Genomic DNA, 15,966 nt, shown 5'->3' on the forward strand with positions numbered 1-15,966 from the left:
CTACAGCTCGGCCAGCAGTTCCGCCTTCTTGGAGGAATACTCCTCGTCGGTGACCAGCCCGGCCCGGTGCAGCTCCCCGAGGTGACGGATCCTCTCGGCGATGTCCGCGGGATCCCGCCGCGACAGGGCCGGCACCGCCGGTGCCGTCCCCCGGGTCCGCACCGCGGCCAGGACGGCCGCCGCGAACGGCAACGACTCGTGCACCGGCCCGTACCCCAGCCCGAAGATCACGGCGGCCGGATCCTGGTCGGGCTGCACCGAGCCCGGGGAACCGGCGGAGTCACGCCGCACGAGCCGTAGATGCCCCTCGAAGACCTCCGGAGACCGCCACTCCACCCCGCTGAGGTCGGCGACCGGGTAACTCTGGTCCCCGGCCTTCCACTTCGCCGAGGAAGCCCCCGTCCACGACCACCGGAACTGTACGGTCGTCCCGTCGAAGGACGCCTTCCCGTCGTACGCCTTGAACTGCAGCGGTCCCTCGGGCGCGGCCACCAGGTAGCGGTCGGCGGTCCCGGACTCGGTCAGCAGCGCCTTCAACTCGTCGGCGTAGTACTCGGCGAGAGTCTCCCGCTCGGCCGGCAGCACCAGCCGGTACGGGTCGGATCCCTCGCGCAGCTGCCCGGCGGCCGCCTCCATCAGCGGATCGGCGCCTGGACGCGGCCGCAGCCGCAGCGCGACGGTGCCGCGCTTGCCCGGGGTGAGGGTCACCCCCTCGAGCGCGGACAGCGGGATCCGCCGTTCGCCCAGCGCCTGGAACAGCTTCGGTGTCCGAATCCCCCGTTCGTAACGGATGAGCACGGAGTCGGACTCGAACTCCCAGACGGCATGAAAACCCGCCAGTACGTCACCCATGCGGCTCATCGTATGCGGCACGTGCTCCTCCGTCGCCACCCGCGCAGACCGCACTTCCTGCTGTTTCTACGCGCGTCCGGCCGTCGTCGTGCCGGGCAGACCGGCCCGGCAGGCGTCGTTCTCGCGGGCGCACGTCACCTCGTCGTACGCGCCCACTCCCACCTCGGCGAGGTTGCGCAGGCTGTCCGTGTCCGGCTGGAAATAGCCCGCGTGACCCTGCGCGTCCCGGGCCGACAGCACCCGCGCCCCGAACGCCGAGGACACCGGGTCGGCGCCGTGTCCGAGGCCGCCGAGCTCCAGGTACGGCACGTCCTGCACCCAGTCGGTGGCGTCCCGCATCGCCCACACCCGGGCCGAGGTGCCCAGGTGGGAGACCTTGGCCACGCGCATGCCGGGGCTCGCGGCCACCGCCAGGTCGGTCACCCGGCGGGGCATGCCGTGCGCGGCGACCCCGCAGACCACCGAGCCGTAGCTGTGGCAGAACATCGACACCGGTGCCCGGCCGGGCAGGGCACGCAGCAGCGCGTTCAGGCGTACGGCGCCCTCCTCGGCACGCAGACCGGTGGCCGCGTCCACACCGAGGCCGTCCGGCGAGGTGTAGTCGGCCCAGGCGATCACGGCCGTACGCGTCGAGGGGCTCTGTTCACGCTCGGCCGCGTACAGGGCCTTGGCCATGCCGACCGGGGCGCTGTAGCTGCGGTACGTCTTCTGGAAGGTGAGCAGGTCGGTGTCGACGCCGGGGACGACGACGGAGATCCGCTCGGCCCGGCCGAGACTGCCGAACACCTCGGCGACCCGGCCCGAACCCTCGGGGTCGAAGGCGAGGATCTGCCGGCCGGCACTCATCAGCGCCTCGTAGCGGTGCATACGAAGGCCCGCGTCCTGCTGGCCGGCCGTGCTGAGCCGGCCGTCGTGCATGCGCTTCTTCTCGACCTTGCGCGCCTGCGCCAGCGCGATGTGGTTGGCGCGGTAGCGCAGCGAGACCGGCGCGCCGTTCATGTTGCCGACCGCCAGGGGATAGCGATGGGCGAGGTGGTCGCGCTCGTGCGGGGTGAGCGAGGCGAAGAAGCGGGTGAGCCGCCCGGGGGCGGACTCGGGGTCCGGCAGGTGGAGGCCGTCGATGCTGCCGTGCTCCCACTTGGCGAGCGAGGCCTGCAGGGCGCCCGACTCCCGGTGGCTGCGCAGGGCGGTCCAGCCGGTGGTCGCGAGCATCACGAACACCACGGCCAGCGCGAGCAGTGCACGCCAGACGTTGAATTGCGGGGAGGTTTCGAAGGAAGTCACTGGGAGGACACACTAGGAGAACGAGAGGGTCTCGCGGTAACCGAGTGACAGGGATCACGTTTCGGCAAGCGTCGAACGATCCCGCAAGGGCCTCATGTGGTACGCCAGTTCCCGGTGAGCGCGGATCCGACCTGGTCGAGGTGGGACGCGGTGAGTTCGCGGATCGCCGCGAGGCTGAAGTCGTCGCCCGTGGTCCACTGCCGTTCGGTGACCCTCATCACCCCGCCGAAGACGGCCACCGCCAGCCGCGGCCGCGGATCGGCGTCCACGTCGACACCCTCCCGTTCGGCGAGCAGCCGCGCGATGGTCTCCTCCGTGGCCGCCGAGCGCCGCAGATGGGCGGCGAGCAGAGCGGGCGTCGACTCGATCGTCCGGTACATGCGCAGGTACAGCTCGACCGGTACGGCCGACTCGACGGTCTCCCGGATCGCGTCCCAGCCCTCGAGGACCGCCTGCCGCAGCGCCTCCATCGGCGCCTCGTGCGCCGGACGCGCCCGCACCGCCGCCACGAAGTGCGCCTCCGTCATCTCCTGCACGCTGAAGGCCACGTCCTCCTTGCCGGCGAAGTAGCGGAAGAAGGTGCGCTGCGAGACGTCGACGGCCTGGGCGATCTCGTCGACGGTCGTGCGCTCGTATCCCTGGGTCGTGAACAGTTCGAGGGCGGAGCGCAGCAGCGCGTCCCGAGTGCGCTGCTTCTTGCGCTCACGCAGAGTTTCCATAGGTGTCAGTTACCGACTTGTGAATTGGTTTGTCAAATGTCAGTGGCTGTCACTAGCCTCGAACGCATGACTCGTCAGACCACCGTCGACGCCACGGGGCCGGGGGACAGGGCAGCCACGGTCCCGTCGGAGCCGACCCCGGCTACGGGGCTGCGCGGCCATCCGTGGCTCACCCTCATCACCGTCGCCGTAGGCGTCATGATGGTGGCCCTCGACGGCACCATCGTGGCGATCGCCAACCCGGCCATCGCGAAGGATCTGCACGCGAGCTTCTCGGACGTGCAGTGGATCACCAACGCCTACTTCCTCGCCCTCGCGGTCTCCCTGATCACCGCGGGCAAGCTCGGTGACCGCTTCGGCCACCGGCAGACCTTCCTCATCGGCGTGACCGGCTTCGCCGCCGCCTCGGGCGCCATCGGCCTCTCCCACAGCATCGCCGCGGTCGTCACCTTCCGCGTCTTCCAGGGCCTGTTCGGCGCCCTGCTGATGCCGGCCGCGCTCGGCCTGCTGCGGGCCACCTTCCCGGCCGGGAAGCTCAACATGGCGATCGGTATCTGGGGCATGGTGATCGGCGCCTCCACCGCGGGCGGTCCGATCCTCGGCGGTGTCCTGGTCGAGCGCGTCAACTGGCAGTCGGTGTTCTTCGTCAACGTGCCGGTGGGCCTCGTCGCGCTCGTCCTGGGCCTGTTGATCCTGCTGGACCACCGCGCCGAGAACGCCCCGCGTTCCTTCGACGTCCTCGGCATCGGCCTGCTCTCCGGCGCGATGTTCTGCCTGGTGTGGGCGCTCATCAAGGCCCCTGACTGGGGCTGGGGCGACGGCAGGACCTGGGGCTTCATCGGCGCCTCGGTGCTGCTCTTCGTCCTCTTCGCCCTCTGGGAGGCGAAGGTCGCGGAACCGCTGATCCCGCTGGGCCTGTTCCGCTCGGTCCCTCTGTCCGCGGGCGTCGTCCTGATGGTCCTGATGGCGATCGCCTTCATGGGCGGCCTGTTCTTCGTGACGTTCTACCTCCAGAACGTCCACGGCATGAGCCCCATCGACGCCGGTCTGCACCTGCTGCCCCTCACCGGCATGATGATCGTCGGCTCCCCGCTGGCGGGCGCCGCGATCACCAAGCTCGGCCCGCGCATGCCGCTGGCCGGCGGCATGGCCGCGACCGCGATCGCCATGTACGGCATGTCGACGCTGGAGGCCGACACCGGCAGCGGTGTGATGTCCGTCTGGTTCGCCCTCCTCGGTCTCGGCCTCGCGCCGGTCATGGTCGGCGCCACCGAGGTCATCGTCGGCAACGCGCCCATGGAGCTGTCCGGGGTGGCGGGTGGCCTGCAGCAGGCGGCCATGCAGATCGGCGGCAGCCTCGGCACGGCGGTGCTGGGTGCCGTGATGGCCTCCAGGGTCGACAGCGACCTGCAGGGCAACTGGACCGGTGCCGGGCTGCCGAAGCTGACTCCGGAACAGCTGGACAAGGCCTCCGAGGCCGTTCAGGTCGGCGTGGCCCCCGTCGCCAAGGGCACCCCGGAGCCGATCGTCGCCAAGATCACTGCCGTCGCCCACGACACCTTCATCTCCGGCATGAGCCTCGCCTCCCTCGTCGCGGCGGGTGTGGCGGCGGTGGCGGTCCTCGTCGCGCTCCTCACCAGGCGGGGCGCGAACGCGGAGGCGGGTGCGGGACTCGGTCACATCTGACCCCGGCCCTCATGCCTGTTCCCGGCGGATTTCGCCCATCAGGGTGACTCGGTTAAAGATCCCTCGCCCTCGGCGCGCGCCGCAGGTCACAGTGGGTCAAGTCCTCCGCAGGACATGGGAGGTACGGGCCGCGGCGCGCGCTGCTGGAGGGGGGCAGCGCGCGCAGGTCTGCCCACGCGAAACCGGGGTACCCGCACCGTGAAGCCGAACTGTCCATGACCACCAAGGAGTTGATGATGGCAGGCTTCGGGCACGGCACGCGCGGGTACCCCCGGTCACGTGGCCGGACGTGGCAACGGACCGGGCCGGACCGTGCGACGCTCGGAATCATCGGCACGATCTGTGCTGTGGCCGGCTTCTTCGCACTGGGCATCGTCCTCGGCCCGGTCGCGATGTTCTGCGGCTGGCAGTCCATGGGCCGCAAGTGGTCCTCCGACCACAGCATCCCGGCCCTGGTGGCCCTGGTCCTGGGCGCCATCGACACCGTCCTGGCCATCATCGCCCTGGCGGGTGCGGCTGCTTGGGGTCACGGCATCCTGTAACCGGTACACCTGCCCGCGGCTCGCGCTCACAGCGCGGTGGCCGCGGGCAGTCGTGTCGCCGGGGTGACTCGCTCAACTGCGCTGCTGTTCCCGGTCCCCGGCCAGCCGGGCCACCTCCGCCCGCAGCAGCCGCACCTCCTCGGCCAGCGAAGCGATCGCCTCCGTCTGCCGCCGCTCCTCCACATCGTCCTTCTCGAACCGGGAGATGAACCAGGCGGCGATGTTCGCGGTGACGACGCCGAGCAGGGCGATCCCCGAGAGCATCAGGCCGACCGCGATCATCCGCCCGAGCCCGGTCGTCGGGGCGTGATCGCCGTACCCCACGGTCGTCATCGTCGTGAACGACCACCACACCGCGTCACCCAGTGTCCGGATGTTCCCGTTCGGCGAGTCCCGCTCCACCGACAGCACCGCCAGCGAACCGAACATCAGCAGTCCGACCACCGACCCCACGACATACGTGGTCAGCCGGATCTGCGGGGCCATCCGCGCCCGCCGTCCCACCAGCAGCAGCGTCGACACCAGCCGCAGCAGCCTGAGCGGCTGCAGCACGGGCAGCACCACCGCGCACAGATCGGGCCAGTGCGTCCGGACGAAGTCCTTGCGCCGGGGGACGAGCGCGAGGCGTACGAGGTAGTCCACGGCGAAGGCCCCCCACACCAGCCACTCCACGACCGTGCACAGGGTGGTCAGCGAGTGCCCCGCGGAACTGTCCACGATGGGCACGGCATACGCGACGGCGAAGGCCACGGCCATCGCCAGCAGGGGCCGCTGGGTGTGCCGCTCCCACCGCGCCTGCGCCGAGTGTTGCTCCATGCACGCATGGTAAAGACAGCGTAAGGGCGGTGGAGGGTCGAGCTCCACCGCCCACACCGCCCGGCAGCCGCTACGCGTCGCCGCCCGCGGCCCCCGGATCCGCCGCCGAGACGTCCAGCAGCTCGTACCGGTCGATGGCCTGCTTCAGCACGGACCGGTCGACCTTGCCCTCCCTGGCCAGCTCGGTCAGCACCGCCACCACGATCGACTGGGCGTCGATGTGGAAGAAGCGACGGGCCGCGCCCCGGGTGTCGGCGAAGCCGAAGCCGTCCGCGCCGAGCGACTGGTACGTCCCGGGCACCCACCGCGCGATCTGGTCCGGAACCGACCGCATCCAGTCGGACACGGCCACGAACGGACCCTCGGACCCGCTCAGCTTCTGCGTCACGTACGGCACCCGCTGCTCCTCCTCCGGGTGCAGCAGGTTGTGCTCCTCCACGGCCACGGCCTCGCGGCGCAGCTCGTTCCAGGACGTCGCCGACCACACGTCGGCCTTGACGTTCCACTCCTCGGCGAGGATCCTCTGCGCCTCCAGGGCCCACGGCACCGCGACTCCGGACGCCATGATCTGGGCCGGGACGGCACCGCCCGTGCCCTCGCTGAGCCTGTGGATGCCCTTGAGAATGCCCTCGACGTCCACGTTCGCCGGCTCGGCCGGGTGCTGGATGGGCTCGTTGTAGACGGTGAGGTAGTAGAAGACGTCCTCGCCGTGCGGGTGATCGGCGTCGCCGCCGTACATCCGGCGCAGGCCGTCCTGGACGATGTGCGCGATCTCGTAGGCGTAGGCCGGGTCGTACGCGACGCACGCCGGGTTCGTCGAGGCGAGCAGCTGCGAATGGCCGTCCGCGTGCTGCAGACCTTCACCGGTCAGGGTCGTGCGACCGGCGGTCGCACCCAGCACGAACCCGCGCGCCAGCTGGTCGGCCATCTGCCAGAACTGGTCGCCGGTGCGCTGGAAACCGAACATCGAGTAGAAGACGTACACCGGGATCAGCGGCTCGCCGTGCGTGGCGTAGGCGGAGCCGGCCGCGATCAGCGAGGCGGTGCAGCCCGCCTCCGAGATGCCGTCGTGCAGCATCTGGCCGGTCGGCGACTCCTTGTACGCGAGCAGCAGGTCGCGGTCGACCGCCTCGTACTGCTGGCCGAGCGGGTTGTAGATCTTCGCGCTCGGGAAGAAGGAGTCCATGCCGAACGTGCGGTACTCGTCCGGCGCGATCAGCACGAACCGCTTGCCGATCTCCTTGTCCCGCATGAGGTCCTTGAGGAGCCGGACGAACGCCATCGTCGTGGCGATGGACTGCTGGCCCGAGCCCTTCTTCACTGTCGCGTACGTCTTGTCGTCCGGCAGTGCGAGCGGCTCGGAGCGCACGACACGCGTCGGGACGTACCCGCCGCACGCCTTGCGCATGTCGTGCATGTACTGGATCTCCTCCGTGTCCCGGCCCGGGTGGTAGTACGGCGGCGCGCCGGACTCCAGCTCCTTGTCGGAGATCGGCAGGTGCAGCCGGTCGCGGAAGCGCTTGAGGTCGTCTACCGTCAGCTTCTTCATCTGGTGCGTGGCGTTGCGGCCCTCGAAGTTCGGGCCCAGCGTCCAGCCCTTGACGGTCTTCGCCAGGATGACCGTCGGCTGGCCCTTGTGCTCCTTGGCCGCCTTGAACGCCGCGTAGATCTTGCGGTGGTCGTGACCGCCACGGCCCAGGTGCAGGATCTGGTCGTCGGTCATGTTCTCGACCATCGCGCGCAGCCGCAGGTCGTCGCCGAAGAAGTGCTCGCGGATGTAGGCCCCGGACTCGGTGGCGTACGTCTGGAACTGCCCGTCCGGGGTCGTGTTCATCCTGTTGACCAGGACGCCGTCGCGGTCCTGGGCGAGCAGCGGGTCCCAGCTGCGGTCCCAGATCAGCTTGATCACGTTCCAGCCGGCGCCCCGGAAGACCGACTCCAGCTCTTGGATGATCTTGCCGTTGCCGCGCACCGGGCCGTCCAGGCGCTGCAGGTTGCAGTTGACGACGAAGGTCAGGTTGTCCAGGCCCTCGCGCGCCGCGATGGACAGCTGGCCGAGCGATTCGGGCTCGTCCATCTCGCCGTCACCGAGGAACGCCCACACGTGCGACTTGGAGGTGTCCGCGATGCCGCGCGCCTCCATGTAGCGGTTCATCCGCGCCTGGTAGATCGCGCCGAGCGGGCCGAGGCCCATGGAGACGGTGGGGAACTCCCAGAAGTCCGGCATGGAGCGCGGGTGCGGGTAGCTGGAGAGGCCGTTCGGGTACTTCGACTTCTCCTGGCGGAAGCCGTCCAGCTGGTCCTCGGTGAGCCGGTCGAGCAGGTACGCGCGCGCGTAGATGCCGGGGGAGGCGTGGCCCTGGAAGAAGACCTGGTCGCCGCCGTCGCCCTCGTCCTTGCCGCGGAAGAAGTGGTTGAAGCCCACGTCGTACAGGGAGGCGGAGGAGGCGAAGGTCGCGATGTGGCCGCCGACGCCGATACCGGGGCGCTGCGCGCGGGAGACCATCACGGCCGCGTTCCAGCGGGTCGCGTTGAGGATCCTGCGCTCGATCTCCTCGTTGCCGGGGAAGAACGGCTCGGCCCGGGTGGGGATCGTGTTGACGTAGTCCGTGCTGCGCATCTCGGGCACGGCCACGCGCTTCTCGCGGGCCCGCTCGATCAGGCGCAGCATGAGATAGCGGGCCCGCTCCCGGCCGCGCTCGTCCACGGCGGCGTCGAGGGAGTCGAGCCACTCCTGGGTCTCTTCGGGATCGAAGTCAGGAACCTGACTCGGAAGGCCGCCAATGATGATCGGGTTGCGATCGGATCCGGAAGCCACGCTGTTCCTTACGTGTCAGAGGGCCGCTTTTTTGTTCGCTTTTTCTGTGCTTACACCGTTCCCCATCGTGTACCTCGGGAAGGCGTACGTCATCTCTACCGTGGGGTAACCGGGGCGCCGGGCCGGTCAAAACGCAACGATACGCCCGGGGGGTGACGGGCTCGGCAAAGTTGTTCGAGGGTCGTATCGCCGGATGATTCCGAACCACACAAAGCGGGCACATCGGTGTGATGTGGGGCATGGTGAATCGGGGTACGGTGCGAGGAGTTGCGGCGACACGGTCGGGATCGTCACCGTTTCGGCGGTCTGGACGGCCGGGTACTTGCGCGATCCGTCCCGCCCGTGTGGACTACGGCCAATGCTTCGCGCACGCGCGTGGCTGAGATATTCATCAAGAAATGATCAGGAGGCAACCCGTGAGCGCGACCGCGGACCACGCGGAGGAGCGGACGAACCCTGCCGCCAGGCTGGGGTTCCAGCCCGGGCAGGTGGTCCAGGAGATCGGCTACGACGACGACGTCGATCAGGAGCTCCGCGAGGCCATTGAGGCAGTCATCGAGGCCGACCTCATGGATGAGGACTACGACGACGTGGCCGACGCCGTTGTGCTGTGGTTCCGTGACGACGACGGCGACCTCACGGATGCGCTGGTGGATGCCACCACGTACATCGAAGAGGGCGGCGCCATCCTGCTCCTCACGCCGAAGACCGGCCGTGCGGGGTACGTGGAGCCGAGCGACATCTCGGAAGCCGCGACGACCGCCGGTCTGACCGCGTCCAAGAGCGTGAGTGTCGGCAAGGACTGGAGTGGCTCGCGTCTGGCGACGCCGAAGGCCGCCAAGTCCGGCAAGAGGTAACCGCCTCGTCCTCGGGGCGTCGGACGGGCCGGGACCGACCGGCCCGTCCGAAAGCCCGCGCCGAACCCGCGGTGATCGCTGCGTAGGGTGGTATCGAGCGTTGCTGTTGCTCTCACCCGAACAGTCCACCGAAGGGATGCATGACGATGGCGATCCAGGTCGGCGACAAGGCGCCCGACTTCGAGCTCAAGGACAACCACGGCCGCACGGTGAACCTCGCCGACTTCCGCGGCGAGAAGAACGTGGTGCTGCTCTTCTACCCCTTCGCCTTCACCGGCGTGTGCACCGGCGAGCTGTGCGAGCTGCGCGACAACCTGCCGAAGTTCTCCGACCGCGACACCCAGCTGCTCGCCGTCTCCAACGACTCCATCCACACCCTGCGCGTCTTCGCGGAGCAGGAGGGCCTGGAGTACCCGCTGCTCTCCGACTTCTGGCCGCACGGCAACGTCTCGCGCGCGTACGGCGTCTTCGACGAGGACAAGGGATGCGCCGTCCGGGGCACCTTCGTCATCGACAAGGAGGGCGTCGTGCGGTGGACCGTGGTCAACGGCCTGCCGGACGCACGTGACCTGAACGACTACATGAAGGCGCTCGACACCCTGTGAGCCGACCGGTGATCCGACACCTGTGATTCTTCGAGTCCAGGGTCTGCGGGGGGCGGGAACCCGTCACTAGGATCGGCACGTTGATCCCATATCCGAAGCACGACGGGGCTCCCGCCCCTGGACACCACATGGAGGACCCGTGGGAGTCAGCCTCAGCAAGGGCGGCAACGTATCGCTGACGAAGGAGGCCCCGGGCCTGACCGCGGTCATCGTCGGTCTGGGGTGGGACGTGCGCACCACGACCGGCACCGACTTCGACCTCGACGCCAGCGCGCTGCTGCTGAACAACTCCGGCAAGGTCGCCAGCGACCAGCACTTCGTCTTCTTCAACAACCTCAAGAGCCCCGACGGCTCCGTCGAGCACACCGGTGACAACATCACCGGTGAGGGCGAGGGCGACGACGAGCAGATCAACGTCAACCTGGCAGGCGTCCCGGCCGACGTCGAGAAGATCGTCTTCCCGGTGTCGATCTACGACGCCGAGAACCGCCAGCAGTCCTTCGGCCAGGTCCGCAACGCGTTCATCCGCGTCGTCAACCAGGCCAACCAGCAGGAGATCGCCCGCTACGACCTGAGCGAGGACGCCTCCACCGAGACCGCGATGGTCTTCGGCGAGCTGTACCGGCACGGCCCGGAGTGGAAGTTCCGCGCCATCGGCCAGGGCTACGCCTCGGGCCTGCGAGGCATCGCGCAGGACTTCGGCGTCAACGTCTGACGCCCGAGGCCCCCGCATCCGTCCGGCGCCGCACCGTTTACGGTCGGCGCCGGACGTGCAGGACAACCAGGGAAGCACCATCAGGGGAGGACCAGCATCATGGGCGTCACGCTCGCCAAGGGAGGCAACGTCTCCCTCTCCAAGGCCGCACCGAACCTCACCAACGTCATGATCGGGCTCGGCTGGGACGCGCGCTCCACCACTGGCGCCCCCTTCGACCTGGACGCCAGCGCCCTGCTGTGCGACGCCGGCAACCGGGTGCTGGGCGACGAGTGGTTCGTGTTCTACAACCAGCTCAAGAGCCCCGACGGCTCGGTCGAGCACACCGGTGACAACCTCACCGGTGAGGGCGAGGGTGACGACGAGTCGATCCTGGTCGACCTGGCCAAGGTCCCGCTCCAGTGCGAGAAGGTCGTCTTCCCCGTCTCGATCCACCTGGCGGACGAGCGCGGCCAGACCTTCGGCCAGGTCTCCAACGCCTTCATCCGCGTGGTCAACCAGGCCGACGGCCAGGAACTGGCCCGCTACGACCTCAGCGAGGACGCCAGCACCGAAACCGCCATGATCTTCGGCGAGCTGTACCGGTACCAGGGCGAGTGGAAGTTCCGTGCCGTGGGACAGGGGTACGCGTCGGGGCTGCGGGGCATCGCCCTGGATTTCGGAGTCGCCGTCTCCTGAGTCCGCAGCCGGCGTGAGGCCGGGACCTGCGGCATCGCGATAGAGGCCCCCTCGCCGCTGCTCCCGACAGGGACCCCCTCTAGACTCGTGGTCAACATTTAGCAAAGCCGAGTACGGAGCGGGGGAGGCCCTCCCCCAGACTAGGTCTGGGAGGTGCCCCCACAACACGATGGGGTAGCCAGTGCTTTTGAAAACCTTCGGCTGGTCGTTCGCGGTCACCGCGGTCGGTCTGGTCGCTGCGGTCTTCTACGGGGGGTGGGAGGCCCTCGGCATCGTGGCGATCCTCTCCGTCCTCGAGATCTCGCTGTCGTTCGACAACGCGGTGGTCAACGCCGGAATCCTGAAGAAGATGAACGCCTTCTGGCAGAAGATCTTCCTCACGGTCGGCGTGCTCATCGCCGTCTTCGGCATGCGGCTGGTCTTCCCCGTCGTCATCGTGGCGATCAGCGCCAAGATGGGCATGATCGAGGCCGTCGACCTCGCACTCAACAACAAGGACCGCTACCAGGAACTGGTCACCGACGCCCACCCGGCGATCGCCGCGTTCGGCGGAATGTTCCTGCTGATGATCTTCCTCGACTTCATCTTCGAGGACCGGGACATCCAGTGGCTGCGCTGGATCGAGCGGCCCCTGGCCAAGCTCGGCAAGGTCGACATGCTGTCGGTCTGCATCTCCCTGATCGTTCTGCTCATCACCTCCTTCACCTTCGCCACGCACGCCCACCAGCACGGCGGCGCCCACGCCGACAAGGCGCAGACGGTGCTGATCGCCGGCATCGCCGGCCTCATCACCTACATGATCGTCGGCGGTCTCTCCGGCTACTTCGAGGACAAGCTGGAGGAAGAGGAGGAGCGCGAGCACGAGGAGGAGGAAGAGGCCGCCCGCACCGGAAAGAAGCGCTCGCCGGTGGTCCTGGCCGGCCAGGCCGCGTTCTTCATGTTCCTCTACCTGGAGGTCCTGGACGCGTCCTTCTCCTTCGACGGCGTGATCGGCGCCTTCGCCATCACCAACGACATCGTTCTGATGGCCCTGGGTCTCGGCATCGGCGCGATGTACGTCCGTTCGCTGACGGTGTACCTGGTCCGCCAGGGCACCCTGGACGACTACGTCTACCTGGAGCACGGCGCCCATTACGCGATCGGCGCCCTGGCCGTGATCCTCATGGTCACCATCCAGTACGAGATCAACGAGGTCGTCACCGGTCTCGTCGGCGTCGTCCTGATCGCCTGGTCCTTCTGGTCCTCCGTCCGCCGCAACCGCGCTCTCGCGGCGGCCGAGGCGGGCGCGGGCGAGAAGGCCGAGATCTCGTCGGGGGTCTGACCTCCGGCATCCCCTTCGAGCCCGCTACGGGCCGAATCAGGGACGTGACGGGGTGTGGCGCCCCGTCCGGTGAGGAACGCTCTGTTCGGGGCGGCCGACGTGGTCGGCCGCCCCAACGGCGTTCACAGACGAGTACTCGGGGGCGGGAATGGGCTTCTTCGACGGGCTGCGAGGCGGACGGGCCGCCGACTTCGACTCCGGCAGCGCGGCGACCAACGCGATCGAACTGACCAGGCGGCACCAGCAGGTGTCCCTCACCAAGCAGGACGCGGCCACCGGTCATCTGCGCATCAACCTGGCCTGGCGGATGCGGACCTCCGACTTCGACGGCAACCAGCGCACCAGCCTCTTTCGGCACCCTTTCAAGGCGCTCAGGCCGCCGGAGGTGCTCGGCCACGGGCAGAGCATGGTCAACGTCGACCTCGACCTGGGCTGCCTGTACGAGCTGACCGACGGCACGAAGGGGGTCGTCCAGCCGCTCGGCGGCTACCTCGGCGACGTCAACGCACCGCCGTACATCAAGCTCAGTGGCGACGACCGGTTCGGGTCGGGGTCGGGCGAGACGATGTACATCAACCTGGATCACCGGGAGGCCATCAGGAGGCTGCTGGTCTTCGTGTACATCTACGACCAGACACCCGCCTTCGACCGCACGCACGCGATCGTGACTCTCTACCCCAGCAACGGCCCCCGCATCGAGATAGGCCTGGACGAGCGGCATCCCCAGGCCCGGTCCTGTGCGGTCGTGATGATCGAGAACGTCAAGGGGGAGCTGGTCGTCCGGCGTGAGGTCAAGTTCGTGTACGGGTTCCAGGGCGAGCTGGACCGGTTGTACGGGTGGGGACTGACCTGGGGGCGCGGTTACAAGTCCAAGGCGGAGCGGTGACCCCTACCGGCCGATGAACTGCGGACCCTGCGGCGGCAGCCGGAAGTTCGGGTCCAGGGGAGCCGTCAGGGCCGGCTGGGGCTGCGGATAACCGTAGGCGGGCCGGCCCGCCGGCTCCGGGTAGCCGTACGCGGGCTGCTGCGGTGACGTCGGCTGCGGGTAGCCGTACGCCGACTGGGGCGGGACCGCCGTCGGCTGCTCGGGCGGGAGAGGCTGGGAGGTGGTCTCCGGCGGGGCCTGACCCAGCTCCTCCTCCGCCTCCGACTCGTCCACCGAGATACCGAAGTCCGTGGCGAGGCCCTTCAGGCCGTTCGAGTAGCCCTCGCCCAGGGCGCGGAACTTCCAGCCCTCCCCGCGCCGGTACAGCTCACCGCAGATCAGGGCGGTCTCCGCGCCGGTCTCCGGCTTGATCTCGAAGTGGGCCAGCGGCTCGCCGTCGGCGACGGAGGCGTCGTACAGCAGGACGCACAGGGCCGGGACACGGTCGAAGGGGACGCCGTCCGCGGAGGCCACCAGCAGGATGCGGCCGACGCCGGGCTCGACACCCGAGAGGTCCGACTGGATCGTGTCGGTGAGCCCCTCGGTGATCCGCTTCTTCCCCAGCCGCCACACCGTGCCCGAGGGGTGCCGGGGCTGGTTGTAGAAGACGAAGTCCTCGTCGGAGCGCACACGGCCGTCGGAACCCAGCAGCAGCGCCGAGGCGTCCACGTCCGGAACTCCCTGGCCGGGCGTCCAGCGCAGCACGGCGCGCACCGTGGTGGCCTCGACCGGGATGTTCGACCCCTTCAGCATCGCGTGCGTCATGCCGTCATCCTGCCTTCTCGGTCCTGGCCACGACAATGCGGGGGGTGGTGCTGCGGACACGGGCGAGTTACCGGAAATTCATGCCCGGGGGGAACCCGTGACACGGATCCCTACGTACTATTACCGGCCACCCTTTACCGAATCCACAGGCTCGGATTGCCACTGAGGAGTCCTATGCGTCATTTCGGGCACATCGCCCCCGAGGTGCGACAGCGCCTCTTCCACCAGGAGCCGTGCGCGTTCAGCGCCGACTCCCCGGCCCCGCTGCTCTCCGCGGCCCTGGGCGCCACGCTGTACAGCCCGGCAACCCGGCCGCGGCTCGCCGACGACGTCGTCAAGCAGGCCGGCAACGGCGTGGTCTCGATGGTGCTGTGTCTGGAGGACTCCATCGACGACGCGGACGTCGCGGCGGGCGAGGAGAACCTCGTCCGGCAGTTCGCCGACCTCGACTCCGGCGAGGGGGTGGAGCCGCCCCTGCTGTTCATCCGGGTGCGCGTCCCCGAGCAGATCCCCGACCTCGTACGCCGCCTCGGCGCCTCCGTACGGCTGCTGTCCGGGTTCGTCATGCCCAAGTTCACCGAGAAGCGCGGCATCCCGTTCCTGGAGGCCCTCACCACCGCCGAGGCCGCAAGCGGCCGCCGGCTGTTCGCCATGCCGGTCCTGGAGTCGCCCGAGCTGCTGTACCGCGAGTCCCGCGTGGACACCCTGGAGGGCATCGCCCGCGCGGTCGACAAGTTCCGCGACCGGGTGCTGGCCCTGCGCCTCGGCGTCACCGACTTCTGCTCCTCCTACGGGCTGCGCCGGGCCCCCGACATGACCGCCTACGACGTCCAGATCGTCGCCTCCGTGATCGCCGACGTGGTCAACATGCTCGGCCGGGCCGACGGCACCGGGTTCACCGTGACCGGGCCGGTCTGGGAGTACTTCCGGGTGCCCGAGCGCATGTTCAAGCCACAGCTGCGGCAGAGCCCCTTCCTGGAGATGCAGGCCGTCGAGCTGCGCGAGAAGCTCATCGAGCACGCGATGGACGGGCTGCTGCGGGAGATCTCCCTGGACCAGGCCAACGGCCTGCTCGGCAAGACCTGCATCCACCCCTCCCACGTCCTGCCGGTGCACGCGCTGTCCGTGGTCAGCCACGAGGAGTTCAGCGACGCCCAGGACATCCTCCGGCCGGAACGCGGCGGCGGAGGTGTACTCCGGTCGGCCTACACGAACAAGATGAATGAAGTGAAGCCGCACCGCGCCTGGGCCGAGCGGACCCTGCTGCGCGCCGAGGTCTTCGGCGTGGCCAACGAGGACGTCGGCTTCGTGGAGCTGCTCGCCGCCGGAATACCCGGCTGACGCGCCGGATCATCCGGTCGACCTTTCGCAAACCCAAGGAAC

At 69.0% G+C, this 15,966-nt stretch carries 15 protein-coding genes; 9 read left to right on the forward strand and 6 right to left on the reverse strand.

All coding sequences use genetic code 11. The annotated features are described in order from the left end of the window. From ACFZDC_RS20095 to ACFZDC_RS20105, 3 genes are all read right to left on the reverse strand, one after another. The gene (locus ACFZDC_RS20095; RefSeq protein ID WP_391325527.1) at positions 1 to 852 is read right to left on the reverse strand and encodes a DUF4429 domain-containing protein; all 852 of its coding nucleotides are present in this window, start codon (positions 850 to 852) and stop codon (positions 1 to 3) included. 66 nt (positions 853 to 918) lie between these two features. Next, positions 919 to 2,136 carry an alpha/beta hydrolase gene (locus tag ACFZDC_RS20100; protein ID WP_391325529.1) on the reverse strand — a complete coding sequence of 406 codons (1,218 nt, stop codon included), beginning with the start codon at positions 2,134 to 2,136 and terminating at the stop codon, positions 919 to 921. A 92-nt stretch (positions 2,137 to 2,228) separates the two neighbouring features. Beyond that, the gene (locus tag ACFZDC_RS20105; protein ID WP_391325531.1) at positions 2,229 to 2,855 is read right to left on the reverse strand and encodes a TetR family transcriptional regulator; all 627 of its coding nucleotides are present in this window, start codon (positions 2,853 to 2,855) and stop codon (positions 2,229 to 2,231) included. Positions 2,856 to 2,921: 66 nt separating this feature from the next. On the opposite strand from ACFZDC_RS20105, the gene ACFZDC_RS20110 reads away from it, so the two are divergent. Next, the gene (locus ACFZDC_RS20110; RefSeq protein WP_391325533.1) at positions 2,922 to 4,541 is read left to right on the forward strand and encodes a DHA2 family efflux MFS transporter permease subunit; all 1,620 of its coding nucleotides are present in this window, start codon (positions 2,922 to 2,924) and stop codon (positions 4,539 to 4,541) included. A gap of 236 nt (positions 4,542 to 4,777) precedes the next feature. Beyond that, positions 4,778 to 5,083, forward strand: a complete 306-nt coding sequence (locus ACFZDC_RS20115) for a small hydrophobic protein (RefSeq protein WP_391325660.1) — start codon at positions 4,778 to 4,780, stop codon at positions 5,081 to 5,083. A gap of 72 nt (positions 5,084 to 5,155) precedes the next feature. Here the strand turns inward: ACFZDC_RS20115 and ACFZDC_RS20120 are convergent, their stop codons facing one another. Beyond that, entirely contained in the window at positions 5,156 to 5,899 is a 744-nt protein-coding gene (locus ACFZDC_RS20120) for an ion channel (RefSeq protein WP_391325535.1), read from the reverse strand. 70 nt (positions 5,900 to 5,969) lie between these two features. Further along, complete coding sequence (gene aceE, locus ACFZDC_RS20125; protein WP_391325537.1) at positions 5,970 to 8,717, reverse strand: pyruvate dehydrogenase (acetyl-transferring), homodimeric type; 2,748 nt, start codon at positions 8,715 to 8,717, stop codon at positions 5,970 to 5,972. Positions 8,718 to 9,133: 416 nt separating this feature from the next. Between aceE and ACFZDC_RS20130 the strand changes: the two genes are divergently transcribed. From ACFZDC_RS20130 to ACFZDC_RS20155, 6 genes are all read left to right on the forward strand, one after another. Further along, positions 9,134 to 9,574 carry a DUF3052 family protein gene (locus tag ACFZDC_RS20130; RefSeq protein ID WP_391325539.1) on the forward strand — a complete coding sequence of 147 codons (441 nt, stop codon included), beginning with the start codon at positions 9,134 to 9,136 and terminating at the stop codon, positions 9,572 to 9,574. Positions 9,575 to 9,720: 146 nt separating this feature from the next. Then, positions 9,721 to 10,179, forward strand: coding sequence for a redoxin domain-containing protein (locus ACFZDC_RS20135; RefSeq protein WP_391325662.1), 459 nt, complete (start codon positions 9,721 to 9,723; stop codon positions 10,177 to 10,179). 139 nt (positions 10,180 to 10,318) lie between these two features. Further along, entirely contained in the window at positions 10,319 to 10,894 is a 576-nt protein-coding gene (locus ACFZDC_RS20140; protein ID WP_391325540.1) for a TerD family protein, read from the forward strand. A gap of 99 nt (positions 10,895 to 10,993) precedes the next feature. After that, positions 10,994 to 11,572: a TerD family protein gene (locus ACFZDC_RS20145; protein ID WP_391325542.1), complete on the forward strand. Its 579-nt coding sequence runs from the start codon at positions 10,994 to 10,996 to the stop codon at positions 11,570 to 11,572. A 181-nt stretch (positions 11,573 to 11,753) separates the two neighbouring features. After that, a complete protein-coding gene (locus ACFZDC_RS20150; protein ID WP_391325544.1) occupies positions 11,754 to 12,893 on the forward strand; it encodes a DUF475 domain-containing protein in 1,140 nt (379 codons plus the stop codon). A gap of 148 nt (positions 12,894 to 13,041) precedes the next feature. Continuing rightward, positions 13,042 to 13,779, forward strand: a complete 738-nt coding sequence (locus ACFZDC_RS20155) for a Tellurium resistance (protein WP_391325546.1) — start codon at positions 13,042 to 13,044, stop codon at positions 13,777 to 13,779. Between the two features lie 3 nt (positions 13,780 to 13,782). Here the strand turns inward: ACFZDC_RS20155 and ACFZDC_RS20160 are convergent, their stop codons facing one another. Continuing rightward, positions 13,783 to 14,583 carry a TerD family protein gene (locus tag ACFZDC_RS20160; RefSeq protein WP_391325548.1) on the reverse strand — a complete coding sequence of 267 codons (801 nt, stop codon included), beginning with the start codon at positions 14,581 to 14,583 and terminating at the stop codon, positions 13,783 to 13,785. 174 nt (positions 14,584 to 14,757) lie between these two features. Between ACFZDC_RS20160 and ACFZDC_RS20165 the strand changes: the two genes are divergently transcribed. Further along, positions 14,758 to 15,924 carry an HpcH/HpaI aldolase/citrate lyase family protein gene (locus ACFZDC_RS20165; RefSeq protein WP_391325550.1) on the forward strand — a complete coding sequence of 389 codons (1,167 nt, stop codon included), beginning with the start codon at positions 14,758 to 14,760 and terminating at the stop codon, positions 15,922 to 15,924. Positions 15,925 to 15,966 lie beyond the last annotated feature (42 nt).

The sequence above is a fragment of the Streptomyces sp. NPDC007905 genome (assembly GCF_042959345.1).
GTDB lineage: Bacteria > Actinomycetota > Actinomycetes > Streptomycetales > Streptomycetaceae > Streptomyces.